Consider the following 25,685-nt stretch of genomic DNA (forward strand, 5'->3'; position numbering starts at 1 on the left):
CGCACGCCGCGCACAGCCATTACCGTTGCCGCCCATGAACGCAGCGATCGCCTCCACCGTGGGGCTGGCCCTGGTCGGCTATCTCTTCACGTACCTGAGCAGCCGTCGGCTCGCTCAGCGGCAGGAGCGGCTCACCCGGGTCAATCGGCAGCTCGCGGAGTTCTACGGTCCGCTGCTCGCGCTCACCGAGATCAACAGCCGCGTCTACCACGCCTTCACCGAGCGCCACCCCCGGCCCGACGGCCGCTCGCCCCTCCTCCACGGTCCGGATGAAATGCCGCCCACCGAGGAGGAGTCGGCCGAGTGGCGGCAGTGGATGACCACGGTGTTCCTGCCCAACCACCGCGCCATGCGCGACCTGCTGCTCACCAAGGCGGACCTGCCCGGTCAGGGGCGGTAGACCTTGCCCGGCTCCAGCTTCGCGGGGGCGATCAGTTCGGAGACCGTGACGATCGTGTAGCCGCGCTTGCGGAGCTCCGCGATGATCCCCGGGACGGCAGGGATCGTGCCCTTGTAGCGGTCGTGCAGCAGGATGATGCCGTCACGCTTGGTCTGGTCGAGGGTCCGCTTGGTGATGAGCGCGCTGTCGTTCGTCTCGAAGTCCTTGGCCGTGGTGCTCCACAGGATCTGCGCGAGGCCCATCTCGCGCATGATCTTCGATACGTCGTCGCTGGTGCGGCCCTGCGGCGGGCGCATCAGCGTGGGCTTCTTGCCCGTCAGCTTCTCGATCGGGTCCTGGACCTTGCCGAGCTCCTGGCGCACCTGATCCGCCTTGATGTCCGTGAGGACCGCGTGCGTCCAGGTGTGGTTGGCGACCTCGTTGCCCTCGGCGGCCATGCGGCGGACCGTGTCGGGATACGTGTCGATGTGCCCCTTGCCCTGAAGGAAGAAGGTGGCGTGCAGCTTCTCCTTCTTCAGGATGTCGAGCAGCTTGGGGGTGGGCGCGCTCGGTCCGCCGTCGAAGGTGAGCGCGACGCACTTCGCCTTGCGGCAGTCGACCTCGCCTGCCGCGACCTTCGCGTCCTTCGGGGCGTCCTCCCGCGCGCTGCGCGGCGAGGTGACCCCGTGCAGCGAACTGCAGCCGGCCAGCGCCGTGGCCAGGAAGGCGGCCGTCAACAGCCCCGCCAGAGATTTCAGTCGGGACGTGGACAGGTGGTGCGGCACAGCGGTTCCCCCTGGTCGGTCTTACGTGATCGAAGCCGACTATACATTCAGCGTACAGTCGCGATCCGGCCGAGGGCCCTTACTGCGTGCATGACACAACGAGCCGCTAGGACAGCAGATTGATCTCGGTACCGAGACCCGACTCGCGCGCCCGCCGATAGGCGAGCCACGACAGCGCGAGGTCCTGCCAGGGCAGGCCGACGGGGGCATGGACCGAGCGCACCTCCGCGCTGGTCCGACCCGGGTGCTCCGCGCGCAGGATCTCGCCGAGGGTGGCGTCCGCGGCCGTGGCGGGGAGACCCGCGGCAGCCAACGCACCCATGGAGGCGGCCAGTTCGCGGTCGTCGACCACCAGGAGGGACGAGGCGAGGAGGTCCGCGGAGAGCTCCTGCTTACCGGGCTCGTCGGCCCCGATGGTGGTGAAGTGCTGGCCCGGCCGGGTGTCCGCGAGGGTGAGGAGCGGAGTCCGGGACCAGGTGGCGAGCAGCACGATGTCGGATGCCGCCGCGACGTCGCGCGGGGAGGCCAGGACCCGGCCGCCGTGGGCGGAGGCGAAGGAAGCGGCGCGGTCCTGATCGGTGTCGTACACGACGAGACCGGCCACGGGCCGCAGACCGCGCAGCCCCCGCACCATCAGTTCGGCCTGAGCTCCCGCACCGACCACCCCGACGACGGCGTCGTCCGACGGAGCCGCGAGAAGATGGGTGCCGAGGGCCGCGGCCAGCCCGGTGCGCCAGGCGGTGACGGTGGCCGAGTCGAGGAGGGCGAGGAGTTCGCCGTCGTGGCCGCTGTGCAGGCAGATCACGCCGCGCAGGGCGGGGCGTGCGCCGGGAAACTTGGCGTTGACCTTGACCGTGTACGCATCGATCCCCGGCAACAGCCCGGGGAGCAGCGCCGTCGCCGTACCGGGAAAGGCGGAGGGGAGGTCCGTACGGATGCGCAGACCCGCGACGGAAACGGAGTCGGCCCCGAGGAAGCCCTCCCGCAGGGCGGCGGCACAGGACACCGGGTCGAGCACGGCCAGGAGGTCGCTGCGGGTCAGGATGCGGGTCATGCACCCATGATCACAGCTCCGCCCGTGGACGATACTTCTCCCATGACAGAGATCCGGCGGGCGACCGCCCGGGACGCCAAGCGCCTGACCCGACTCGTACGCAACTCGGGCGCCTACCAGGGCCCGTACGCGCCGATGGTCGCCGGATACCGGATCGGGCCCGACTACATCGAGATCCACGAGGTGTACGTCGCCGAGGGCGAGGACGGGCGGGTGCTCGGTTTCTACGCGCTGCTGCTCGACGCCGCCGAGCTCGACCTGATGTTCGTCGCCGACTCCGCTCAGGGGCTCGGGATCGGCCGGCAGCTCGTCGAGCACATGGTGAGCCGGGCGCACGCCGCCGGACTCGACCAGGTGCGGGTGGTCTCGCATCCGCCCTCGGAGGGCTTCTATCTCAGCGTGGGCGCGGAAAGGGTCGGCACGGTGCCGGCCGGCCCGCCCGCCGTCGCATGGGACCGCCCCGACCTGGTCATCGCCATCGCGCGACGGCGCGCGTAACCGCCCTGACAGTGCTTCGGTACGGGGTTTGTTCCGGCGGCCTCACTCGATCAGGTTGCCGTCGGTACGACCCTCTTCTGATCTGGACACGCTAGGTCACTCTTGGTCATGGGTGTCGCACCCAAGGTGACGTCCCGCAGGTGCGACGACTCGTCAACAGGCAGTCCCACAGCATCAGTTGAGGAGATTCCATGCGATCCACCACGATGTCCCGGACCATGCGCACCCTGACCGCCGCCGTCACCGCCACGGTCGGGGTGCTCGCCCTGGCCGGATCCTCCGTCGCCACCGCGGCCCCGGCCCCCGCATCCCGCTCACAGGCCGTCCGAGCCCCCGCGCTGGTGTGCACGGTCAACGACAACGGCGTCAACTTCAGGGGCGGTCCCGGGACCGAATATCCGGTCCTCGGCCAGGTGAACCGGGGGCAGAACCTCAACTACCGCGGCCGGACCGGGGACTGGGTCATGGGTGACCTCTGGGGCGGTCCCACCGGCGTCTGGATCTATATCGCCTACCTCGACTGCTAGGACGCCGGCGAACGGGGAGCGCCTTCCGGCCGGAAGGCGCTTGCCGCCGAAGGGCTGAGCTTCGCCGACACGTGATCACCGGTCCGGACCACCCCGCATGCGGCCCCCCAGCGGCGGTGTGAGGGTGCCAGTGTGACCACCACTGCCAGCGAAACCGCACCGGCCGCACCGCCCGTCCTCGACGTACGGCAGCGGAACATCGTCTTCGGCACGATCATGCTGGGCATGCTCCTGGCCGCATTGGACCAGACGATCGTCGGCACCGCCCTGCCGACGATCGTCTCGGATCTGGGCGGCGCCTCACACATGTCCTGGGTGGTCACCTCGTACCTCCTGGCCGAGACCGTCGCCACCGTCCTGGTGGGAAAGTTCGGTGACCTCTTCGGCCGCAAGCTGGTCTTCCAGCTCTCCGCGATCATCTTCATCACGGGCTCGTTCCTCTGCGGTCTGTCGACGAACATGTCGCTGCTCATCACCTGGCGCGCCATGCAGGGCATCGGCGCGGGCGGTCTGATGGTCACCGCGATGGCGCTCATCGCCGATGTGATCCCGCTGCGCGAGCGAGGCAAGTACCAGGGTGCGATCGGTGCCGTGTTCGGCGTGGCCACGGTCATCGGACCGCTGCTCGGCGGGCTCTTCACCGACCATCTGACCTGGCGCTGGGCGTTCTACGTCAACGTCCCGATCGCCATCCTCGTCGTCATCGCGGCCGCCCGTAACATCCCCTCGGTCAAGTCGGCCGTCAAGCCGGTCATCGACTACATTGGCATCGCCCTGGTCGCGATCGGCGCGAGCGCCCTGATCCTCGGCACCAGCTGGGGCGGCAACGAGTACGCCTGGACGTCGGGCACCATCATCGGTCTGTTCGTGGGCGGCATCATCGCGCTCGCGCTGTTCTGCCTGGTGGAGACCCGCGCGGCGGAGCCGATGCTGCCGATGCGCCTCTTCGGCAACCCGGTCTTCACCGTCTGTTCGGTCCTCAGCTTCGTCGTCGGTTTCGCCATGCTCGGCGCGATGACGTTCCTGCCGACCTATCTGCAGTACGTCGACGGCGACTCGGCCACCATCTCCGGGGTACGGACCCTGCCGATGGTCGTCGGTCTGCTGATCGCCTCGATCTTCAGCGGCAACGTGGTCAGCAAGACCGGCAAGTACCGGATCTTCCCGATCGTCGGCTCCCTGGTGATGGGGATCGGGCTCTTCCTGATGTCGCTGATGGGGGCCGGGACCAGCGCCTGGCTCGAGTCGCTGTACATGTTCGTGCTGGGTCTCGGCATCGGTCTGTGCATGCAGGTGCTGACGATCGCCGTGCAGAACACCGTCGAGTACTCGGATCTCGGCACCGCCACCTCGGGCGTCACCTTCTTCCGTACGCTCGGATCCTCCTTCGGCACGGCGGTCTTCGGGACCATCTACACCAACTCCCTCAAGCCCAACCTCACCGAGGGGATCACCGAGGCGGCCAAGGCCTCGGGGCTGCCGCCCGAGAAGATCACCTCGGCGGCGACCAGTCCGGAAGGGCTGCACACCCTCCCTGCCAAGGCGGCCCAACCGATCATCGAGGCGTACGCGGACACCATCCAGACCGTCTTCCTCTGGACCGTGCCCGTCGCGGTCGTCGGGTTCGTCGTCGCGCTCTTCCTCAAGGAGGTGAAGCTCCGCGACACCGCGCGCGCCGGCTCCACCGACATGGGCGAGGGCTTCGCCTCCCCTTCCTCCGGGGACTCCGCGCGGCTGCTCGAACTGGCCGTCGCCAAGATCCTGCACGCCAAGGGCCCGAACACGGCACGGCAGATCGTCGCCGAGTCCGACACCCGTCTCGACATGGCGGGCGCCTGGGCGGTGATGCAGGTCGAGCTCTACACGCGCATGGTCGGACACACCTCGATCGGGCTGATCGCCGGACGCCACCGGCTGCCGCCGGAGGTCCTGGTGCCGGTCTTCGAGCGGATGGTCGACGAGGGCTATCTGACGCGCGCCGGAACCCTCTACCAGCACACCGACGCGGGCCGCCGGGAGGCCGCCACCCTCACCTCCGCCTGGTCGAAGTGGCTCAACGAGCAGCTGGAGGAGGACACCGGGCGCCCGCAGACCGCGGAGCTGCGGGTCGCGGTGGACGCCATCGCCAAGCGGCTGCTCGCCGAGGATCTCGCGCACGGACTGCCGCAGAACCGGCAGCCCGCGGCCGTCGGTTCCTGACCGGCCCTCTCCTCTCTCCTCCCCTCTCCGGCCCCGAAGGTGAGACCGCGCACCCGTGAGCAAGGAAATCCTCGAAGACCCCCGGGAAGTCTCGGACGCGGGGGACGCCGGATACAGCAAGGCGCTCAAGCCACGCCACATCAGCATGATCGCCATCGGTGGGGCGATCGGCACCGGGCTCTTCCTCGGCGCGGGCGGCAGCCTCGCCAAGGCGGGTCCCGCGCTGGCGTTCGCGTACGCGATCTGCGGCGTCTTCGCCTTCTTCGTCGTACGGGCGCTCGGTGAACTGGTCGTCCACCGGCCCTCCTCGGGGTCGTTCGTGAGTTACGCGCGCGAGTTCCTGGGCGAGAAGGGCGCCTACGTCGCCGGCTGGATGTACGTACTGAACTGGGCCAGTGCCGGCATGGCCGACATCACCGCGGTCGCGCTCTACGTCCACTACTGGTCGATGTTCACCACGGTGCCGCAGTGGCTGCTGGCCCTGATCGCCCTCGCCATCGTGCTCGCGATCAACCTGATCTCGGTGAAGATGTTCGGCGAGATGGAGTTCTGGTTCGCGATCGTCAAGGTCGCGGCGATCGTGGTCTTCCTCGGGATCGGGATCTGGCTGCTCGTCACCCGCCATCCCATCGACGGGACCACACCGGGCTACTCCCTGATCTCCGACAACGGCGGCTTCTTCCCGCTCGGCGTGCTGCCGGTCATCCTCGTCATGCAGACCGTGCTCTTCGCGTACGCGGCCGTCGAGATGGTGGGCGTGACCGCGGGCGAGACCGAGGATCCGCACACCGTCGTCCCCAAGGCCGTCAACTCCATCATGTGGCGTGTGGCGATCTTCTACGTCGGCTCGGTGCTCATGCTGACCCTGCTGCTGCCCTGGACCGCGTACTCCGCCGACCAGAGCCCTTTCGTCACGGTCCTCTCCAAGCTCGGAGTGCCCGCCGCGGGCGGCGTGATGAACCTGGTGGTGCTGACGGCCGCCATGTCCAGCCTCAACTCCGGGCTCTACACGACGGGCCGCATCCTGCGCTCCATGTCCATGGCGGGCTCGGCGCCCGGATTCACGGCGCGGATGAGCAAGCGCCATGTCCCGTACGCGGGAATCCTGTTGACCTCCACCGTGGTGCTGCTCGGTGTGGCGCTCAACGCGTGGCTGCCCGACAAGGCCTTCGCGATCGTCACCAACATCTCGGCCCTGGGCGTCATCTCCACCTGGACCATGATCATGGTCTGTCATCTCGTCTTCGTCAGACAGGCCAAGCAGGGGCTGATCGACCGGCCCGCCTTCCAGCTCTGGGCCTCGCCGTGGATCGAGCTGGCGACGATCGCCTTCCTGGCCGGTGTGGTCGTGATGATGTGGTTCGACACTGATGGCACGGGCCGCGACACCGTCATGCTGGTGGTGCCGATCGCGGCGGCGCTGACGCTCGGCTGGTACGCCGTGCGCGGACGGGTCCGCGGTATCGAGAGCGCCGAACAGCCCCCGCCCGTCGACCCCCTGGGGTGATACGTTCGCGACGGCGGGAGGCGGGGAAGCGGTTACTCGCACGACCCGCTGACGGGAGGGGAGCCCGGTGACGGTTTCGAAGCGCACGAAGAAGGCGACGATCGCGGATGTCGCCGCAGCGGCCGGAGCTTCCGTGGCCACCGTCTCCCGCGTCCTCAACGGTGTGCGGACGGTGGATCCCGTGCTGGCCGACCGGGTCAGGGCCACCATCGGGGAACTCGGCTACCGGCCCAGCGCCGCGGCCCAGGGGCTGGCCCGCGGACGGTCGGGAACCCTCGGGGTGCTCGTGCCCGACCTGGCCAATCCCTACTTCCACGAGATCATCAAGTCGGTCTCGGCCGTGGCGAGATCATCCGGGGCCCGGGTCCTGGTGATGGACTCCGACGAGAACGCGGCCGAGGAGCGGGAGCTCGCCGAAGAGCTCATGCGGTACGCCGACGGGCTGCTGCTCTGCTCACCGCGGATGGAGCGTGCGGACCTCGCCGCGCTGGCCACCAGGTCCGTACCGATGCTCGTGACGAATCGTCAGGTACCGGGTCTGGCACTGCAGTCCATCACCGTGGACTTCTTCGGGGGGATGATGGCGCTCTGCGGCCACCTCGCCCAGCTCGGGCACCACCGGGTGGTGTACCTCTCGGGACCCGAGCACGCCTGGGCCAACGGCGAGCGGCTGCGCGGGGTTTCGGCTGCGGAGGCTTTTGGGCTGAGCGTGTCCGTCCTGGCCTGCGGTTACACCACGGATGACGGGTACGCCGTCGCCCCGGCGGCGCTGGAGACGGGGGCCACGGCCGTCCTCGCGTACAACGACTTCGTGGCGCTCGGGGTGCTCGCCCGTCTCGGCGAGCTGGGGGTGCGGGTGCCCGAGGACATCTCGCTGACCGGATTCGACGCGGTCGACGTGGCCAGGTACTCCGCTCCCCCGCTGACCACGGTAGCGGTACCGCGGGACCGTCTGGGGCGTGCGGCGGGCGAGGCGCTCGGCCGGCTGATGGCCGGGGACGAGGGCACGGAGCCGGAGACCGTACCCGTTGAGCTGCGGGTCCGTGGATCGAGTGGCGCACCGTCTTGACACCGCTCCGGGCGGGGTGGACCTTGTTCGGGCACGGCGACCGAGAAAGCGCTATCTCATCTGGGGAGAGTGTCGATCCATGTCCCGCCCACTGCACAGTCGTTCAGTATCTGCACAGAGATCCCCGCGTGCCGACCGGCGTGCGGCCCGGCTCGTCCGGATCGCCGTGTGCTCGCTGCTCTGCGGGCTGTTCCTGACCTCGCCGGCCTCCGCCACCGCCGCCGGGCACCGTCCGGAGCCGTCTCCGTACCCCGCGCGTCAGACCTGGCTGCGCGACTCCACGGCCGGACTCTTCCTGCACTGGGGCATGTTCACCCAGCCCCGGCACGACGACTGCGCCTCCTGGGAAAAGGCCGTCACGGACGGCGGGTGGACACCCGATTACTGGGTGAACGAGGCCAAGAAGCTCAAGGCGAGCTACATCGTGCTCGCCACCTTCCACAGCCGGCTCGGATACGCCCGGCCCTGGCCCTCGAAGATCCCCGGATCCTGCTCCACCCAGCGGGACTTCCTCGGTGAGCTGATCAAGGCCGCCGACCGGCAGGGCATCAAGGTCGACCTGTATATGACGGACGACCCGCAGTGGCACAACGAGCAGGGCTTCGAGACGCTCGACTCGGCGGCCTACTCCGCGCACGCGGGACATGACGTGGACCTCACCACCCGCCCCGGCTTCGGCGAGTTCAGTTACGAGAACTTCTTCGAGGTGATGAAGAACTACCCGAAGCTGGCGGGCTTCTGGATCGACAACGACAACGAGTACTGGGAGCAGCACCAGCTCTACGAGCAGATCCGGCAGCTCCGTCCCGACATGGTGCTGAGCAACAACAACGAGGACACCCCGATCATGGACACCGTCTCCAATGAGCAGAAGACGGGGATGACACCGGCGTACGACCAGCCGTCGGCGATGTGGACACCGATGCCGCGGCTCACCGAGTCCTGCTACAAGGTGCCCGACACCGGGGCCTGGTGGTACGACGGCCAGGACCGGCCCGTCAACACCGGTCTGAACGTGGGGCGTTACGTCGCCAACGCGGGCACCTCCTACAAGTCGCTGATGGATCTGCAGGCGATGGTCGACGGGAAGTTCCCGCCGAAGCAGCAGGCCTTCACCGACTTCATGAAGGACTATCTGCCGCCGATCTGGAAGTCGCTCTCGGGGGTCGAGGGCGGCGGCTACCTGTACGGCGGGATGCAGCCCGGCGCCTGGAACGACGGCGCGTACGGCTACACCGCGATCAGCAAGACGGATCCGACGCACCAGTACGTGCATGTGACGACCCGGCCGACGGCGGGCGACGCCGTACGGATCCGCGACAACGGCTACCGCGTCAAGCGGGTCACCGATCTGCGCACCGGCAGGCGTATGCCGTTCGAGCAGCACGGCGGGAGCCTGACCATCAAGGGCATCGGCGCGTGGGATCCGTACGACACGGTCTTCACCGTCGACACGGACAAGGAGCGCGTGGGGCTCTATCCGACCCGGACGGTGACCGCCACGGCGAGCGCGTCGAAGGACGGCTTCCCCGCGGCGAACCTCACCGACGGGGACTTCACCCGGTACTGGGACTCCGACGGCACGGTGCCGGTCTCGGTGACCCTTGACCTCGGCCGGGTGAAGAAGGCGCAGTACCTGGGGATCAATCAGCGCGAGTGGTCACCGACGTACAACCGCGAGACGTTCGGGCGCAAAGAGGACTCGGCGCGGATCAAGGACTACAAGGTGTTCGTGAGCGCCGACGGGCAGAACTGGGGCGACCCGGTGAAGGCTGCCGTGCTGGAGAGCGCGCGCGGCACCCGGTTCATCGACCTCGGGACCTCCGGGGCGCGGGCCAGGTACATCAGGCTGGAGGTGGACAGTACTTGGTCGGCTCCCACCGTGTCCAAGTACTTCCAGCAGCTGCAGATCGACGAGATCCGGGTCGGCTACCGCTATCCGTCGGCCCACTAGGAGCCGCGGTCAGACGGTCGTGGCTTCGGTGGCGAAGAGGCCGTCGGCGTCGGCGTCGGTTCCTCGTCCGGTGCGGAAGTACGGTGACTTTCGCACCCACTTGGCCCAGGCGGCCACCGCGATTCCGGTGCCGATCATCAGGCCGGGGCAGAGCAGCATGAACCAGCCGTTGTCGGGGCTCGCCGCGAAGTGATCGGTGGAGACGTAATAGCTGTGGCAGAGGTAGCCGCCGAGGGCGAGCAGGACGGCCGCGCTGAGGGTGGGGAGGATCACGGCGCGCACGCCCTGCCAGAAGTCCTCGCGGAGCAGCGAGCGGAAGCGGACCGCGGCGGCGAGCGCGGTGAGCGCGTACGAGAGCGCGACGACGACGCCGATCGCGTTGACCGCTGCCAGGATCATGTCGCTGAGCGTCGGGATGATCATCGCGAGGAAGGCGACGGCGGCCGCGCAGGCGCCCAGGAGCAGGGTGCCGGCCGCGGGCGTCTTGTACTTGGGGCTGATTTTTCCCCAGACGGGACCCAGCGTGCGGTCGCGGCTCATGGCGAACATGCCGCGCACGGTGGGGATCACGCCGGACTGGAGCGAGGCGACGGCCGAGAACATCAGGGCGATCAGCGGGAGCGTGGCGAGCGGTTCGGAGGCGAGACGGTCTCCGAAGTAGGCGAGGCCTTCCGCGCCGTGTCCGGCCAACTCGTCCTGGGACAGGACGCGTTGGAAGGCCGTGGAGCCGAGGAGGAAGAGCGCGAGCATGGTGAGCAGGGTGATCATTCCGCCGCGGGAGGCCTGGCGGGGGTCGCGTACCTCTTCGTTGACGGTGAAGGCGGCGTCGAAGCCCCAGTACATGAAGACCGAGAGCAGCATGCCCTGGGCGAGGCTGGAGAGCGAGGGGATGTCGAAGGGGTTGAACCAGCTGAGGCTGAAGGGGTGGTGGCCGGCGACGAGCCCATAGACGCAGAAGCCGAGGAGGACCGCGTACTCGAAGATCAGCAGGCCGGTCTGGAAGCGGGCCGCGCCACGGATGCCCGAGACGGCGGTGACGGTGACCGCGGCCAGGACCAGCATGCCGAGCAGGGTGGTCTGGACGGTGGAGCCTGGGTCGAAGGTCAGCCCTGCGATGTGGTGGAGACCGGCCTTTCCGGCGAGCTGCAGCAGCGCGGATCCGGTGATCGCGGTGGTGTACGCGAGGAAGACGACGGTGCCCACGATATTGATCCAGCCGGTCAGGAAACCGAGCCAGGGGCTGAGCGAACGGCCCACCCACACATAGCCGGTGCCTGCGTTGGGCTCGACCTTGTTGAGACGCACGAAGGCGCCGGCGATGCCGAGGATGGGGAGGAAGCCGAGCAGCATGATGGCGGGCAGGTGCAGGCCGACGACGATCGCCGTCGTACCGAGGCCGATGCCGATGCTGCTGGTGGCCGCGGTGCTGGAGGCGGCGATGGCGACCGTGTCGAGCACGCCGATCGACCGGCCGAGGGACTGCTGGGGCGGGTCCGTTCCCAAGGGGGGCTTCGCAGGTGTCACAGCGCTCTCCGCTCTCACCGAGGGGCCACGACCGGCCCGATGGCTGGTTATGAAACTGCCGGAGGCCTTAACAGGTCAATGGCGTTGACGTAAGGTGCCGCCATGAGCGAACGCGTGGTGCCCGCGGCCGGCGAGCGGCGGCGCCGTCGGCCGACCAAACAAGGCGTCGTGCTCTCCGAGGAGTTGATCGTCGAGACCGCGCTGCGGCTGCTCAAGGAACACGGGGCCGCCGCGCTCACCGTGCGCCGGCTCGGCGCGGCCCTGGGCGCGGATCCCAGCGCGCTGTACCGCTACTTCCGCGATACGGACGATCTCCTGCTGGCGATCGCCGACGAGCTCATCGGCCGGACCCTGCGGGCCTGGAAGCGCACCGGTGACTGGCGCGTCGACCTGCGCAATCTGGGGCTGCTCATCCATGCGAACGCACTGACTCATCCGCAGGCGGCGGTGCTCGGTTCCTGCCGGGTCACCGGCAGGGTGAACGAGATCCGGTCGGTGGAGGCGATCCTCGGCGTGCTGCGCGACGCGGGTTTCCCCGACCCCGAAGCCGTACGGATCTACCACGCCTTCGTCGACCAGGCGCTGGCCTTCGCCGCGCTGGACGCGGCCGCAGCGTCCCTGCCCCGCGAAGCCCGCAGGGCCGACGAGGAGATGTGGCGGGCGACGTACGCCCGGCTGCCATCGGACAGCCATCCGCATATCGCCGCGACCGCGCGCCATCTGGTCGCCGACATGAATCGCGACGCCTATCCGACAGCCCTGGACCTGCTGCTCTCCGCCGCGGGCGCGCGCCTCGCAGCCCTCAAGTCGCCCTAGCCGCAGCCGATTTCGCCCGGTGGCGCATCAGCACGGCGTCGGTGACCCCTGCCAGGAGTTTCTGCAGCAGGCTGTACGCCAGGACGGGCAGCAGCACCTGCGGGTAGTCCGGGAGCCGGGTCGCCGCCAGGACCGCGCTCGCGCTGCTGTTGTTCATGCCCGAGGCGAAGGTGATCGCCACGGTGTCGGCGTGGGTGGCGCGCAGGACGCGGGCCAGACACCAGCCGATCGTGAAGGATGCCGCGCACATCCCGGCGGCGGTGACGACGGAGGCGACGAGCAGCACCGGCCGCGGGTCGCGCAGGAAGCCGCCCAGGGCGCCGGAGGCATTGCTGTACGTGAGGAACACGGCCGCCAGCAGACTGGCCAGTTTCAGCCAGGGGACCGCCTGTTCAAGTCCCCGGCCGGGCAGGACCGCACGTACGAACAGCCCCGCGAGACATGGCGCCACCACACCCGCCAGGGCGAAGGCCCCTCCCCCGGTGTGCGCCATGCGCGTCAGGTCGGCGGAGTAGTGGCCTCTGGTGACGGCGGAGGCGGCGTGCAGGGTCAGCGGGATGGTGACCGGGCTGATCAGGGTGGAGGTGAGGACGATCCCCACCACCAGGGTGTGGTTTCCGCCGGCCCGGTCGCCCCAGACGGTCGCACCGCCTGCCACGGGCATCGCACCGATCAGCGCCATACCGGTGAGGAGCCCGCTGCAGCCGTCGCTGTCGGGCAGCAGTCCGAGGGCCAGAGCCATCGGCGGCAGCAGCATCAGCGGCATGACGGTGTTGGCGACGGTCCCCGTGAGCAGGGGCAGCGGCCGCCTTGCCAGGGCGGGCAGGTGGCGGGCCGGGATCTGCAAGGACGCGGTGAACAGGACGAAGGCGAGCAGCAGCGAGGGCAGGGTCACCGGCACCGGATGTCCGGCCGGTGCCGGCAGCGTGCCGAGCCGGGTGTGGCGCGCGGCGATCCCGGTGGCGGGGGCCAGGGCCGCCGCCGCGTAGGCGAGCAGCATGGTCGGGGTGAGCCTGCGCTGGAGGAGCCCGAGTGCCCGCGGGGCGAGGGAGGCGTGCATGGGTACGGCATCCCGTCTCTGGTGCGTCGTACGGAGCGAGCGACGATCAGCGGCCGCCGGGTGCGGTGGCCTTCGGGATCCGTATGGAGGAGCGGAGCAACGGTGCGAGCGCGATACCGACGGCGATCCAGCACATGGCGAACGACCAGCCCGCGATCACGTCGGCGACCCAGTGCACCCCGAGGTAGACACGGCTCAGTCCGACGGCGACGGCCCAGCCGGCGAGCAGTACGCAGACGGTACGGCGTGGACCGGGCCGCCGGATCCGACGGGACCCCGCGAGCAGGGCCCAGCCCAGCAGCCCGGCGGCAAGGGCGGAGGTGGTGGCATGCCCGGAGGGGAAGGCGGAGCCGGACGCATGGGTGGCCCAGTCGGCGACAGGAGGCCGGGGTCGCCCCACCGCCTTCATCAGACCGAAGCGCAGGACCTGACCGAGCGCGAGAAACGCGAGCGCCGCCGCGACGGCGAGAACGCTTCCGCGCCCGGCCCCGCTCGCAACAGCCGTTCGTCCCGGCTGACTTGTGGCCGTCGTGCGCGGAACTGCCGCCAGCAGGCCCGCGACGGCGGCGATGACGTACGGCACCGCCCCCGTGCCCGTGGCAGTGACCGCGCGGGCGACGGCCAGGGCGACCGGAGGCCGGTGGTCGAGGCTCCAGGTGTGTGCGGCGAGGTCGCCGGGGAGGGGCGCCCCGTTCCGTACGGCGACGACCACGGCCAGCAGCGCCAGCAGGGCGGCGCTTCCGGCCGCGACGAGCACGGGGGCGGTCGGCTTCGGCGGACGCTCGCGGGCCGGGGTGTTCACGCCGAGTCCACCAGCAGTGGCTTCAACCGGGTGTCGCGGAGCCGCTCGACCGCCGGAGCCGCACGCCGGGCCGCCGTCGCTAGCGGCCAGGCGACTAGCGCGCCGGTGAGCAGGCCGACGGCCACGTCGTGGGGATAGTGCACGCCGACCCACACCCGGGACGCGGCCATCAGCAGCGCGGCGCACATCGCGAAGGCGGCGAGGCGGCGCCAGGCGAAGGCCAGCGCGACGGCGGCCGCGGCGGCGATCGCCGCGTGGTTGCTCGGGAACGACCAGTCGCCGAGCGGCGGGCAGCTGTCGAGCGTGACGGCATGGAGGGTCCGGCACGGTCTCTGCTCCTGGAAGAGCGACTTGACCACGTCATTGGCCAGATAGGCGATGACGACGATCACGGGGACGGCAAGGGCGGCCGCCATGCGCTCGGCGCTGTCGTGCCGCGCTCGCCACCAGGTGGCGAGCGCGAGGACGGCGAAGAGTCCGAGGCCGTAGTCGGACCAGTAGGTGATGAGGTGGTCGAGCCAGTGCGGGGCGTGCTGCGCGAGATCAGTGATCCGGGTGTACAGCCCGCCGTCGAAGGTGGACACGGCGGTTTTCTCCTCAGTCGGTCTGCCCCGCGCCGGATGCGGCACGGGTGCGTGAGCGGTTGCGGGATCGGACGAGTTCCAGGGCGAGCGGAATCAGGGAGATCAGCACGACGAGCGCGATGACAGGGAGCAGATACGTGTCGACGTTCGCCACGGACGAGCCCAGGGCGTATCCGCCGAGGACGAGGCCGACCGTCCAGACCACACCCCCGACCGCCTGCCAGAGCGTGAACGTGCGGACGGAGACGAGGAGCGCACCGGCGAGCGGGTTGAGCACGGTGCGCACGACCGGGACGAAGCGGGCGAGGACGATGGCCTTGGCGTGGCCGTACTTCCCCAGAATCTCCTCGGCTCTGGCCGCGCCCTCCCGGATCCGTCCGGATCTGCTTCTCTCCAGCAACGGGCGGCCGCCGCGCCGGCCGATCCAGAATCCGGTCTGGGCGCCGAGAAGCGCCCCGGCGACCGACGCGATCAGCACCTGCCAGAGCGCGAGGTGCACGGAGCCGTGCGCCCCGGGAACACAGAGCAGCCCCGCCGTGAAGAGCAGCGAGTCGCCCGGCAGGAAGAACCCGATGAGCAGTCCGGTCTCGGCAAAGAGGACGACGGCGATGCCGAGCGCCCCGAAGGCGGACAGCAGCGAGCCTGCATCGAGTGGATTGACAGCCACCAGCATGCGGTCGGCCCTCCCATAATGGTCGTGGGGCCGCAGGCTGCCGCACCCCGACTGACTACAGTGATGTAGACGGTCTACAACACTGTAGACGAAGGATCCGGGAGGAGAGTTCCCCATGCCCGACGCGAATGCCGAGCGACGGCCCGCAGGTGAGCTCGAGGCCAGCGTGCTCGCCGCACTCTGGGCCGCGCAGGGCCCACTGACACCGGCCGAGGTGCAGCACACCCTGCCGGGCGGTCTCGCCCGCACGACCGTGACCACGATCCTCAGCCGCCTGCACGAGAAAGGCGCCGTCGCCCGCACCCGCTCAGGCCGCGGCTACGCCTACACACCGACCGAGGACTCCCCCGGGCTCACCGCCCGCCGGATGCACACCGAACTGGAGAAGGAGGAGGACCGCTCCACGGTCCTCGCCCGATTCGTCTCCCAGCTCAGCGACCACGACGAGCGGCTGCTGCGCGAGCTCCTGGACGGCGACTCGTCATGATCTACGCGGTGTGGCTGCCCCTCCTGCTGCCGCTGTTCGCCGCCCCCGCGGCCCGTCGTATCGCCGATGCCCTGGCGCCCCGGCCGGCCGCCTGGCTGCTCACCGCCACGACCGTCACCCTCGCCCTCTGCAGCACGGCCGCCCTCGCCCTCCTGGTCCTCGCCGGGGCGCTGCTCCTCCCGCCGGTCGCCGCCGTCGGCGATCTGATCAGGCCGCCGGCCGGCAGCGGCAGCCCCCTGCTCACCGGCCTCGCCGCGGGCACCGCCGCGACACTGCTCTGCAGCGCAACCGCCGTGCTCGTACGGGCAGTACGCCGCCGGGCCGCCGAACTCTGCGAGGCCAGAAGGCTCTTGGGCCGGCCGAAGGCGGGTGGTCTGTCCGTACTGCGCGACGGCCGCCCCGACGCGTACGCGCTACCGGGCCGCCCCGGCCGGATCGTCGTCACCACCGGCATGCTCCAAGCCCTCGAACCAGCGGAACGCGAGGCCCTGTTCGCCCACGAACGGGCACATCTCAGCGGCCGCCACCATCTGTTCCTCGCCGCCGCCGAGTTCGCCGCCCTGTGCCACCCCTCGCTGCGCTCGCTGCGGCCGTCCATCGGCTACGCCCTGGAACGCTGGGCGGACGAGTCGGCCGCGGCCGCCGTGGGCGACCGTTCACTGGCGGCCCGCGCGATCGGCCGCGCCGCGCTCGCCGCCCGTGGCGCACCCTCGCCCCGCCCCGGAGCCGCACTCGCGGCAGCGGCGGGCCCGGTGCCCCGCCGGGTCGCCGCCCTGCTCGACCGCCGGCCCGCCGGCGCACGGATCGGCGGCCGTACGGTGCGGGGCCTGACTGCCGTGCTCCTGGCCTGTCTTGCGGTGTCCGCAGGCGCGGCCCTGGACGCCGCGACCGATCTGCACAGCAGCGTCGAGACGGCGCAGGGCGAGAACAACGGCTGACCCGGCGGCCGATTGACGATCTCCGTCAATCGACCCCCGCGCCTTTGCCGCTCTCCGGCTACGGTCTGTCCAGACGCCCCGACGGAGGAGACCGAACATGACCGAGCCGACGCACGGAATGGCCGACGTGGAACCGGGGTTGCGCCTGCACTACGTCACCGCCGGGGACGGCGACCGCACCGTCGTACTCCTGCACGGGTTCCCGCAGACCTGGTGGGAGTGGCACCGGGTGATCACCCCCCTCGTGGAAGCCGGCTTCCGGGTGGTCGCCCCCGACTACCGGGGCGCGGGCCACTCCTGGAAGCCCGCGGGCGGCTACGACAAGAAGACCGTCGCGCGCGACATCCACACCCTGCTGCGCCGCCACCTCGGGATCGAGGGACCGCTCGTCGTCGTCGGCCACGACATCGGTCTGATGGTCGCCTACGCCTTCGCCCAGGCCTACCGGGACGAGGTCTCGCACCTGGTCGTGATGGACGCACCGCTGCCGGGCACGGACGTCTTCGACCAGCTGCGCAGCGACCCGCGGGTCTGGCACTTCGCCTTCCACGGCGCACGCGACGTGGCGGAGATGCTGGTCGCCGGGCGTGAGCGGCAGTACCTCCAGACCTTCTTCAACGTACGCAACTCCGACCCGTCCGCGATCGGCCCCGCGGACCTCGACATCTATGTGGACGCCTACTCCGCACCGGGCGCGATGCGCGCCGGCTTCGAGCTCTACCGCGCCTTCGACCAGGACGCGGAGGACAACCGCACAGCACTGAAGCAGAGCGGAAAACTGACCGTGCCGGTGCTCGCCCTGGGCGGCGCCGTCTCCACCTCGGGCGCACTGCTCGGGGAGATGATGCGCGAGGTCGCGGACGACGTCACCGCGCACATCGTCCCCGGCACCGCGCACTGGATCGCCGAGGAGAACCCGCGGGCGATGCTCGCGTTCCTGCTGGACTTCCTCGGCACGGCGTGAGGGCGTGGACGTATCGTCTGGAGGATGTTGACCAACTGGGCGGGGAACATCGCCTTCACAGCACCGCATCTGGACAGCCCGGCCACCCTCGACGAGCTGCGCAAAAGCGTGACCGCGAGCACTCGGGTACGGGTGCTCGGGAGCGGTCACTCCTTCAATGAGATAGCCGACACCGACGGCACGCTGCTCTCGGTGGCCGGTCTGCCGCCCGTGGTGGAGGTGGACCGGGACGCGTCGACCGTGCGGGTCGCGGCGGGCGTCCGGTACGCGGAGCTGGCCCGGCAGGTGCACCAGCACGGTTTCGCCCTGCACAACATGGCCTCGCTCCCGCACATCTCCGTCGCGGGTTCGGTGGCCACGGGCACGCACGGATCGGGCAACGGCAACGGCTCACTGGCCACCGCCGTACGGGAGCTGGACCTTCTCACCGCCGACGGCGAGCTGCTGACGCTGAGCCGGGAACGCGACGGCGAGCGCTTCGACGGAGCCGTCGTCTCGCTCGGCGCGCTCGGGGTCGTCACCTCGCTCACCCTGGATCTGGTCCCCGCCTTCGAGTTGGGGCAGCGGGTCCGCACCGGGCTCGAGCTGTCCGTACTGGACGAGCATTTCGACGCGGTCACCTCGGCGGCGTACAGCGTGAGTCTCTTCACCGACTGGCGCGGCCCGCGCTTCGGGCAGGTATGGCTGAAGTACGAGGCCGACAAGGAGCCGGAGTTCCCGTGGGCCCCCGAGGCCGAGGGTCCGCTGCACCCCGTGCCCGGCGTGTCGCCCGAGCACTGCACCCAGCAGCAGGGCGTCCCCGGCCCCTGGCACGAGCGGCTCCCCCACTTCCGGGCCGAGTTCACTCCGAGCAACGGCGAGGAGCTGCAGTCCGAGTACCTGGTGGACCGCGCACACGCGGTCGCGGCCCTGCACGCCGTCGACGCGATCCGCGAGACGGTCGCGCCGGTGCTGCAGATCTGCGAGGTCCGGACGATGGCGGGCGACAGCCTCTGGCTGAGTCCTGCGTACGGCCGTGACACGGTCGGTCTGCACTTCACCTGGGTCAAGGACATGACGGCCGTCGAGCCGGTGCTCCGGCTCCTGGAGGAGGCGCTCGCCCCGTTCTCGCCGCGCCCGCACTGGGGGAAGGTCTTTGCCACGCCCACGCCACAACTGGCGGACCGATACCCCCGGTTCACGGAGTTCCAGTCGCTGGCCAGAGACCTGGACCCGGCCGGCAAGTTCACCAACTCCTTCCTGGCGCCCCTCCTCGCCAAGAACTGAACCCTTTTAACAACCCCTATCCGAACCCCTTGTCGAACCCTCGGCCGACGCCATAGCCTGGCATGGCGCCGCCCGGGGCGGCCGGGGAGCACGACAGGGGGAACCGCCGTGAAACGCACGTCCCGAGACATCCGCACGGCCAACCGTTACGGGGTGCTGCGGCAGATCATCGCCGATGCACCCGTCTCCCGCCAGGAGGTGGCGGCAGCGACCGGGCTCAGCCTGGCCACCGTCGCCACCCTCGTCGGCGAACTGCTCGAACTCGGCCTGCTGACCGAAGTCGGCTTCGAGGACTCCGACGGAGGACGTCCCCGCGGGCTCGTCGCCGTCCACGCCGCCGGGGGCGCACTGATCGGCGTCGATGTCGCCGAGACGTACATCCACGTCGAACTCTTCGACCTCGCGCTGAAGGTGCTGGCCCGGGCGGACACCGACCTCAAACCCGGCAGGCAGCCGCCGGAGCAGCTGGTCGCGCACATCGCGGACGCGATCACCTCCGTCGTCCTGCAGTCGGGCATCGATCCCGCCACGGTGCTCGGCGCCGGGATCTCCATGCCGGGCCAGGTGGACCGCGAGAACGGCTTCCTGGTGTACGCACCGAACTGGGACTGGCACGACGTCCCGCTGCTCGACCTGCTGGCCGAGCACGTCGACTACCCCCTCCACCTCGACAACCCGCTGCACGCCTGCACCGTCGCCGAGCTGTGGTTCGGCGCGGCACGCGGCCGCTCGGACGTGGTCGTCATCAACCTCGGTACGGGCGTGGGCGCCGGCATCGCACTCGGCGGCGAACTGCACCGGGGCGCATCCAACTCGGCGGGCGAATGGGGCCACACCACCCTCGTCCTGGACGGACGCCTCTGCCACTGCGGGAATCGCGGCTGCGTGGAGACGTACGTCGGGGCGCCCGGCATCATGCGCAATCTGCGCGAACTGAGCCCCGGCAGCCCCATGATGCACCCCGACGACCAGACGGCGACCATCGAGGCGATCGCCGCCGGAGCGGCCGAAGGCGACCCGGTCGCGGTCAAGGTCGTACGGGAGACCGCCCGTTATCTGGGCGCCGCCGTGTCCGACCTGGTCAATCTCCTCAATCCCGAGGTGATCGTCCTCAGCAGCTGGGTGGCCGGGAAGCTGGGCCGACCACTCCTCGACGAGGTCCGTGCGGCGGTGGCCCGCCATGCGCTGGCCCGTCCGCTGGCCGCCACGGAGATCGTGCTGTGCCCCATACCGACCGACCCCGTGAGCCTCGGCGCCGCGACCTTCGCGCTCGAGGGATCTCTCGCCTCCACGGGAGCGCGGGCCGCAAGGACAGGAAGGCCGTCCGCCGCACCGGCGGCAGCGGCCAGGGCCGACCAAGGAGACCGATGAGCACCCCGTACCACGAAGACGTGTCACCGGGCAGCGGTGCGCTCGCACCGCGCGCCCACTGCCCGTCCTCCGACGCGATGTCCCTCTCCCTCAACGGCAGTTGGCGCTTCAGGCTGTCCCCGACGGCCGACGCCGAGGACACGTCGTTCGCCGTGCGCGGATACGACGCGGACCACTGGCCGGAGATCGCCGTGCCCGGCCACTGGGTGCTCCAGGGCCACGGCGCACCGATCTACACCAATCACCTCTACCCCTTCCCCGTCGACCCGCCGCGCGTGCCCACCGAGAACCCGACCGGAGACCATCTCCACACCTTCGACCTGCCCGCCGGCTGGCCCGCCGACGGGGACGCCGTGCTCCGCTTCGACGGAGTCGAGTCGTGCGCCAAGGTGTGGCTCAACGGCGAGGAGATCGGGGAGTTCAAGGGCAGCAGGCTGCCGCACGAGTTCGCCGTGGGAGCGCTCCTGCGGCCCGCCGGCAACGTCCTTGCCGTACGGGTGCACCAGTGGTCGTCGGGCTCCTACCTGGAGGACCAGGACCAGTGGTGGCTGCCGGGCATCTTCCGCGACGTCACGCTGCAGCATCGCCCCGCCGCCTCGGTACGCGACCACTTCGTGCACAGCCCGTACGACCACCGCAGCGGCGAGGGCACGCTGCGCGTCGACTGCGATCCCGCCGGCCGCATCACCGTCCCCGAGCTGGGCATCGATGTGGCGACCGGTGAGTCGGTGACGCTCCCCGTCGAGCCGTGGACCGCCGAGACACCCCGGCTGTACGACGCCGAACTGGCCACCTCCGGCGAGCGGATATCCCTGCGGATCGGCTTCCGGACGGTCGCCCTCGAAGACGGCCTGATCAAGGTGAACGGCCGGCGGATCCTCTTCCGCGGCGTCAACCGCCACGAGTTCCACCCGGAGACGGGCCGCACTCTCGACCTGGCCACCATGCGCCGCGACGTCGAGCTGATGAAGCAGCACAACATCAACGCGGTCCGCACCTCGCACTACCCGCCGCACCCCGCCTTCCTCGACCTCTGCGACGAGCTGGGCCTGTGGGTCGTCGACGAGTGCGACCTGGAGACCCACGGCTTCACCGAGCAGGACTGGCGGGACAACCCGGTCGACGACGAGCGCTGGACCCCGGCCCTCCTGGACCGCGCGGCCCGCATGGTCGAACGCGACAAGAACCACCCCTCCGTCGTCATGTGGTCGCTCGGCAACGAAGCGGGCACCGGCCGAGGCCTGACCGCGATGGCCGAGTGGATCCGCGACCGCGACCCCGACCGCCTCGTCCACTACGAGGGCGACATCGACTGCCGTGACACGGACGTCTACTCGCGGATGTACGCCCCGCACGCGGAGGTCGAGCAGATCGGCCGCGGCCTGGACGGCGGCACGCACAAGCGGCGCGGGCTCCCCTTCATTCTCTGCGAGTACGGGCACGCGATGGGCAACGGCCCGGGCGGCCTGACCGAGTACCAGCAGCTCTTCGAGGCGCACGAGCGCAATCAGGGCGGCTTCATCTGGGAGTGGATCGACCACGGGATCACCCATCCCACCCTCGGCTACGCCTACGGCGGCGACTTCGGCGAGGAACTGCACGACTCCAACTTCGTCTGCGACGGCCTGCTCTTCCCCGACCGCACACCGTCCCCCGGCCTGATCGAGTACAAGAAGGTCATCGAGCCGGTACGGATCACGGGCGACGGCGAGGCGGGCACCGTCCGTATCACCAACCTCTACGACTTCTCCGACCTCTCCCACCTCACCTTCGAGTGGTCCTACCAGGTCGAGGGCGAAACGATCGAAGCGGGCACGCTCCCCGTCCCGCCCCTCGCACCCGGCGAGTCGGCCGACCTCAAGCTCCCCTCGCCGCCGGCGGCGGGCCACGACGCCGAAACGCAGTGGACCGTTCGGGCACAACTCGCCGGCACTCCCGCCCACACGGTCGCCTGGGGCGAACTGCCCGCCACACCCCGCCCCGCACCCCGGCCCGCGACAGGCAGCGGCCCGCAGCGCGGCGACGGGCTCATCACGCTCGGTCCCGCCACCTTCGACGCAGGTACGGGTGCGCCACGCACGATCGGCGGGACGGCGGTCGGCGCGCTGCGCCTCGACGTCTGGCGCGCGACCACCGACAACGACAACGGCGCGGACTGGCAGACCGACATCCGGCTCGGACAGCTCTGGCGCAAACTGGGCCTGCACCGGATGCAACACCGCCTGGACGCGGTCGAGTTGACCGACGACGCCCTGGTGGTACGGACCCGGGTCGCGCCCGCGGGGTGGGAGCCTGGCCTGGGGGCCGTCTACCGCTGGACCAGCGACGGAACGCGTCTGGGCCTGACGGTCACCGTCACCCCCGAGGGCGCCTGGCACGTGCCGCTGCCCCGGCTCGGCATCCGGCTCGGACTCCCCGGCGGAGCGGACACGGCCACCTGGTTCGGCGGCGGCCCCGGCGAGGCGTACCCGGACACCCGGGCGGCATCGCGCCTCGGCCGCTGGACATCGACGGTCGACACGCTCCAGACGCCGTATGTCCGCCCGCAGGAGAACGGCGCACGCGCAGACGTCCGTTGGGCCGAGATCGGCGGGATCCGGGTGGAGGGCGAGCCCGCGTTCTCCTTCACGGCCCGCCGCTGGACCACCGAGCAGCTGGACGCCGCCGAGCACCCCACCGACCTCACCCCCGGCGACACGGTCTGGGTGAACCTCGACCACGCCCAGCAGGGCATCGGCTCGCAGTCCTGCGGCCCCGGCGTCCTCCCGCAGTACCAACTGCACGCCGCACCGGCCGAGTTCGGCTTCACCTTCGTCCCGCTGGAATCCGCGTGACAGCGACGGTCACAGCCCGCGCGCCCGGACGGCTCTTCAGCCGTCCGGCCGCGGCCGCCTCCTGCGTGGCATTCGTCCTCATCGGGATGCTGCAGGCGGTGTACGGACCTGCGGTCCCGGGGCTGCGCGAGGAGTTCGGCCTCTCCCCCTCCGCCGCCGGACTCGGGCTGAGCCTGCACTTCACCGGCGGCGTGGCCGGAGTCCTGGCCTTCAACGCCATCCACTCCCGGATCAGCAACAGCGCACTCCTGGGCTGGAGTTACGCACTGATGGCACTCGGCGCCCTGGGCGTCGCACTGGCCCCCGCCTGGCCGGTCGTCCTCATGGCGGCCTTCGTCTGCGGTCTCGGATTCGGCGGCGTCGACTACGGCCTCAACCAGCTCTTCGCGGTCGGCTTCGGCAACCGCTCCACCGCGATGCTCAACGTACTCAACGCCCACTTCGGGATCGGCGCGGTCCTCGGCCCCGCCGTCATCGCGGCGGTGGGCCCGGAGAACTACCCGTACGCCTTCGGAGCGTGCGCGGTCCTGGCAGCGGCACTGATGCTCTGCACCCGCGGCATCGGCACCCAGGAACCCGCGCCCGCAAGTGCCCCCGCCCCGGCGAGCGGACCACGCCTGCTCTCCCGGGTCCTCGTCGGTTTCCTCGCCCTGTACATCCTCAATGTCGCCGTGGAGGCAGGCGTAGGCGGCTGGGAGCCCACCCACCTGGAGACGGTCGGCTTCTCCGCGGCGGTCGCGGCCTCGGCCACCTCCGTCTACTGGCTGATGATGACGGCCGGCCGCTTCCTGGTCGTCCCCCTCACGCTGCGGTACGCCCCCGAGCGCATCCTCACCGTCTGCGCGGCCGGGATGACGGCCTGTCTGCTGCTGGCGCTCGTACCCGGCGCGGCACCCTACGCCTACGCGGGTGTGGGGCTCTTCATCGCGCCCGTCTTCCCCACCGGTCTGCCCTGGCTGAACCGGGCCCTGCCGCACGCGAGGCGCGCGGGCGCCGTGGTCATCGCGGCATCGATGATCGGCGGTGTGGCGGCACCGCCCTTGCTGGGCAAGGGAATCGAACTCTCCGACATCCATGCGGTCCCGGTCCTGCTGACGATCCTCTCGGCGGCCTCGCTGGCCGCGACCGTCTGGCTCGCCCGGCAGGGGGTCAGCCGACCGGCCGGTCGCGCCCCGCGAGAAGACCCGCCGCCATCTGCGCCAGCATGAGCACCATCATGAAGGCCAGCGGTGCCCGCCAGCCGCCGGTGTTCTGGTAGAGCGCGCCGACGAGCACGGGGCCGGGGATGGAGAGCAGATAGCCGGCGCTCTGCGCGAAGGCGGAGAGCCTGATCACGGTCGTTCCGTCCTTCCCGCGCAGCCCGATCATCGTCAGGGCCAGAGGGAAGGAGCAGTTGGAGACTCCGAGCAGCACCGCCCACAGCCAGGGCGCGGCGGCGGGGGCGGCCCACAGTCCGGCGTATCCGGCGAGGCCGAACACCCCGATCGTCAGCGCGATCCCGCTCTGGTGCCGCAGTCGTCCTGCGACGGCCGCGAGTACGTAGGAGAGCGGCACGCCCAGCAGGGAGGTGACGGCGAACAGCAGGCCCGCGGTTCCGGCCGACAATCCGGCGTCGCGGAAGATCTGGGGCAGCCAGCCGATGATGACGTAGGCGGCGGTCGCCTGCAGCCCGAAGTAGCAGGCGAGCGCCCAGGCGGTGGGGCTCCGGGTGACCCGGACCTCCTGTGCGGTCAAGGGAGTTGCCGTTGCCGTTGCCGCTCGGGAACCGGAAGCCTTCCGGTCGCGGGCGAGGGCCACCCACGGCGGTACGGCGATGGCCGCGACCACCGCCCAGGCGCCGATCCCCACCCGCCAGTCGCCCAGCGTGTCGGCGAGGGGAACGGTCACCGCCGCGGCGGCCGAGGCCCCCAGGTTGAGGGCCATGGCATACAGACCGGTCATCGCCCCGACGCGGTCGGGAAAGCGCTCCTTGACCACGACCGGCAGCAGCACATTGCTGACCGCGATCCCGGCGAGCGCGAGGCCGCTCAGCGCGACGAACGTGGCGGTGTCCTGGGCGAACGAGCGCAGCGCGAGACCGGCCGCAACGGTCGCCGTACCGACGGCTATGACGGCTCCGGCTCCATGCCGGCGGGCGAGGCGTGGCGCGGTGAAACCGACCAGCGCGAAACACAACGCCGGCAGGGACGTGAGGAGTCCGGCGACCGTGGCACTCATCCCGAGTCCGGCACGGATCTCTTCCAGTACGGGGCCGAGGCTGGTGACCGCGGGCCTGAGGTTGAGCGCGGCGAGGACCAGGGCGACAGCGGCGAGGCGTCGCACGCGGACGCCCGACAGGACGGCGGGACGGCCTGGTCCGGTGCGGTTCTCGCACACCGTTTCATCGTTGGGCAT

Annotated in this window: 22 protein-coding genes and 1 pseudogene; 15 read left to right on the forward strand and 8 right to left on the reverse strand. The window is 70.5% G+C overall.

What is annotated here, in order from left to right; all coding sequences use genetic code 11:
- Window positions 1–34: 34 nt before the first annotated feature.
- Window positions 35–382: pseudogene (locus AB0H78_RS04810) on the forward strand (hypothetical protein); the annotation flags it as partial.
- Between the two features lie 5 nt (window positions 383–387).
- Here the strand turns inward: AB0H78_RS04810 and AB0H78_RS04815 are convergent.
- Window positions 388–1,164, reverse strand: coding sequence for a polysaccharide deacetylase family protein (locus AB0H78_RS04815; protein ID WP_363232803.1), 777 nt, complete (start codon window positions 1,162–1,164; stop codon window positions 388–390).
- Window positions 1,165–1,270: 106 nt separating this feature from the next.
- The gene (locus tag AB0H78_RS04820; protein ID WP_363232804.1) at window positions 1,271–2,218 is read right to left on the reverse strand and encodes an ornithine cyclodeaminase family protein; all 948 of its coding nucleotides are present in this window, start codon (window positions 2,216–2,218) and stop codon (window positions 1,271–1,273) included.
- Between the two features lie 42 nt (window positions 2,219–2,260).
- On the opposite strand from AB0H78_RS04820, the gene AB0H78_RS04825 reads away from it, so the two are divergent.
- From AB0H78_RS04825 to AB0H78_RS04850, 6 genes are all read left to right on the forward strand, one after another.
- Window positions 2,261–2,716, forward strand: a complete 456-nt coding sequence (locus tag AB0H78_RS04825) for a GNAT family N-acetyltransferase (protein WP_363232805.1) — start codon at window positions 2,261–2,263, stop codon at window positions 2,714–2,716.
- A gap of 191 nt (window positions 2,717–2,907) precedes the next feature.
- Window positions 2,908–3,243, forward strand: coding sequence for an SH3 domain-containing protein (locus tag AB0H78_RS04830; protein WP_363232806.1), 336 nt, complete (start codon window positions 2,908–2,910; stop codon window positions 3,241–3,243).
- A gap of 132 nt (window positions 3,244–3,375) precedes the next feature.
- Entirely contained in the window at window positions 3,376–5,442 is a 2,067-nt protein-coding gene (locus AB0H78_RS04835; protein WP_363232807.1) for an MDR family MFS transporter, read from the forward strand.
- Between the two features lie 55 nt (window positions 5,443–5,497).
- Window positions 5,498–6,949 (forward strand): amino acid permease, encoded by a 1,452-nt coding sequence (locus AB0H78_RS04840; RefSeq protein WP_363232808.1) that lies wholly within the window; start codon window positions 5,498–5,500, stop codon window positions 6,947–6,949.
- A gap of 67 nt (window positions 6,950–7,016) precedes the next feature.
- Window positions 7,017–8,018 carry a LacI family DNA-binding transcriptional regulator gene (locus AB0H78_RS04845; RefSeq protein WP_363232809.1) on the forward strand — a complete coding sequence of 334 codons (1,002 nt, stop codon included), beginning with the start codon at window positions 7,017–7,019 and terminating at the stop codon, window positions 8,016–8,018.
- A 79-nt stretch (window positions 8,019–8,097) separates the two neighbouring features.
- Complete coding sequence (locus AB0H78_RS04850; protein ID WP_363232810.1) at window positions 8,098–9,972, forward strand: alpha-L-fucosidase; 1,875 nt, start codon at window positions 8,098–8,100, stop codon at window positions 9,970–9,972.
- Window positions 9,973–9,981: 9 nt separating this feature from the next.
- Here AB0H78_RS04850 and AB0H78_RS04855 read toward each other — a convergent pair whose 3' ends face one another.
- On the reverse strand, window positions 9,982–11,475 hold the full coding sequence (locus AB0H78_RS04855) for an APC family permease (RefSeq protein WP_363232811.1): 1,494 nt from the start codon (window positions 11,473–11,475) through the stop codon (window positions 9,982–9,984).
- A 123-nt stretch (window positions 11,476–11,598) separates the two neighbouring features.
- Between AB0H78_RS04855 and AB0H78_RS04860 the strand changes: the two genes are divergently transcribed.
- Entirely contained in the window at window positions 11,599–12,312 is a 714-nt protein-coding gene (locus AB0H78_RS04860) for a TetR/AcrR family transcriptional regulator (RefSeq protein WP_363232812.1), read from the forward strand.
- On the opposite strand, the gene AB0H78_RS04865 is transcribed toward AB0H78_RS04860, so the two are convergent.
- From AB0H78_RS04865 to AB0H78_RS04880, 4 genes are read right to left on the reverse strand one after another with little or no spacing between them, the layout of a single operon-like run.
- Window positions 12,299–13,372, reverse strand: coding sequence for a bile acid:sodium symporter (locus AB0H78_RS04865; RefSeq protein ID WP_363232813.1), 1,074 nt, complete (start codon window positions 13,370–13,372; stop codon window positions 12,299–12,301). The genes AB0H78_RS04860 and AB0H78_RS04865 overlap by 14 nt on opposite strands.
- A 46-nt stretch (window positions 13,373–13,418) precedes the next feature.
- A complete protein-coding gene (locus AB0H78_RS04870) occupies window positions 13,419–14,174 on the reverse strand; it encodes a phosphatase PAP2 family protein (protein ID WP_363232814.1) in 756 nt (251 codons plus the stop codon).
- On the reverse strand, window positions 14,171–14,758 hold the full coding sequence (locus AB0H78_RS04875) for a phosphatase PAP2 family protein (protein ID WP_363232815.1): 588 nt from the start codon (window positions 14,756–14,758) through the stop codon (window positions 14,171–14,173). Before AB0H78_RS04875 ends, AB0H78_RS04870 begins: the two co-directional genes overlap by 4 nt.
- Before the next feature lie 13 nt (window positions 14,759–14,771).
- On the reverse strand, window positions 14,772–15,431 hold the full coding sequence (locus AB0H78_RS04880) for a DedA family protein (protein ID WP_363232816.1): 660 nt from the start codon (window positions 15,429–15,431) through the stop codon (window positions 14,772–14,774).
- Between the two features lie 115 nt (window positions 15,432–15,546).
- Between AB0H78_RS04880 and AB0H78_RS04885 the strand changes: the two genes are divergently transcribed.
- The 7 genes from AB0H78_RS04885 (at window position 15,547) to AB0H78_RS04915 (ending at window position 24,499) form a co-directional block, all read left to right on the forward strand.
- Window positions 15,547–15,918 (forward strand): BlaI/MecI/CopY family transcriptional regulator, encoded by a 372-nt coding sequence (locus AB0H78_RS04885; protein ID WP_363232817.1) that lies wholly within the window; start codon window positions 15,547–15,549, stop codon window positions 15,916–15,918.
- Window positions 15,915–16,856, forward strand: coding sequence for a M56 family metallopeptidase (locus tag AB0H78_RS04890; RefSeq protein ID WP_363232818.1), 942 nt, complete (start codon window positions 15,915–15,917; stop codon window positions 16,854–16,856). The genes AB0H78_RS04885 and AB0H78_RS04890 overlap by 4 nt, the downstream gene beginning before the upstream one ends.
- Before the next feature lie 97 nt (window positions 16,857–16,953).
- Window positions 16,954–17,820 (forward strand): alpha/beta hydrolase, encoded by an 867-nt coding sequence (locus tag AB0H78_RS04895; RefSeq protein ID WP_363232819.1) that lies wholly within the window; start codon window positions 16,954–16,956, stop codon window positions 17,818–17,820.
- 24 nt (window positions 17,821–17,844) lie between these two features.
- Window positions 17,845–19,086 carry an FAD-binding protein gene (locus AB0H78_RS04900; RefSeq protein WP_363232820.1) on the forward strand — a complete coding sequence of 414 codons (1,242 nt, stop codon included), beginning with the start codon at window positions 17,845–17,847 and terminating at the stop codon, window positions 19,084–19,086.
- Between the two features lie 108 nt (window positions 19,087–19,194).
- On the forward strand, window positions 19,195–20,457 hold the full coding sequence (locus tag AB0H78_RS04905; protein WP_363232821.1) for an ROK family protein: 1,263 nt from the start codon (window positions 19,195–19,197) through the stop codon (window positions 20,455–20,457).
- Window positions 20,454–23,291 carry a glycoside hydrolase family 2 TIM barrel-domain containing protein gene (locus tag AB0H78_RS04910; protein WP_363232822.1) on the forward strand — a complete coding sequence of 946 codons (2,838 nt, stop codon included), beginning with the start codon at window positions 20,454–20,456 and terminating at the stop codon, window positions 23,289–23,291. The genes AB0H78_RS04905 and AB0H78_RS04910 overlap by 4 nt, the downstream gene beginning before the upstream one ends.
- Window positions 23,288–24,499, forward strand: a complete 1,212-nt coding sequence (locus AB0H78_RS04915; protein ID WP_363232823.1) for an MFS transporter — start codon at window positions 23,288–23,290, stop codon at window positions 24,497–24,499. Before AB0H78_RS04910 ends, AB0H78_RS04915 begins: the two co-directional genes overlap by 4 nt.
- On the opposite strand, the gene AB0H78_RS04920 is transcribed toward AB0H78_RS04915, so the two are convergent.
- On the reverse strand, window positions 24,441–25,685 hold the full coding sequence (locus tag AB0H78_RS04920) for an MFS transporter (protein WP_363232824.1): 1,245 nt from the start codon (window positions 25,683–25,685) through the stop codon (window positions 24,441–24,443). The genes AB0H78_RS04915 and AB0H78_RS04920 overlap by 59 nt on opposite strands.

This window comes from Streptomyces sp. NPDC050738 (assembly GCF_040654175.1).
In the GTDB taxonomy this organism is placed as follows: domain Bacteria; phylum Actinomycetota; class Actinomycetes; order Streptomycetales; family Streptomycetaceae; genus Streptomyces.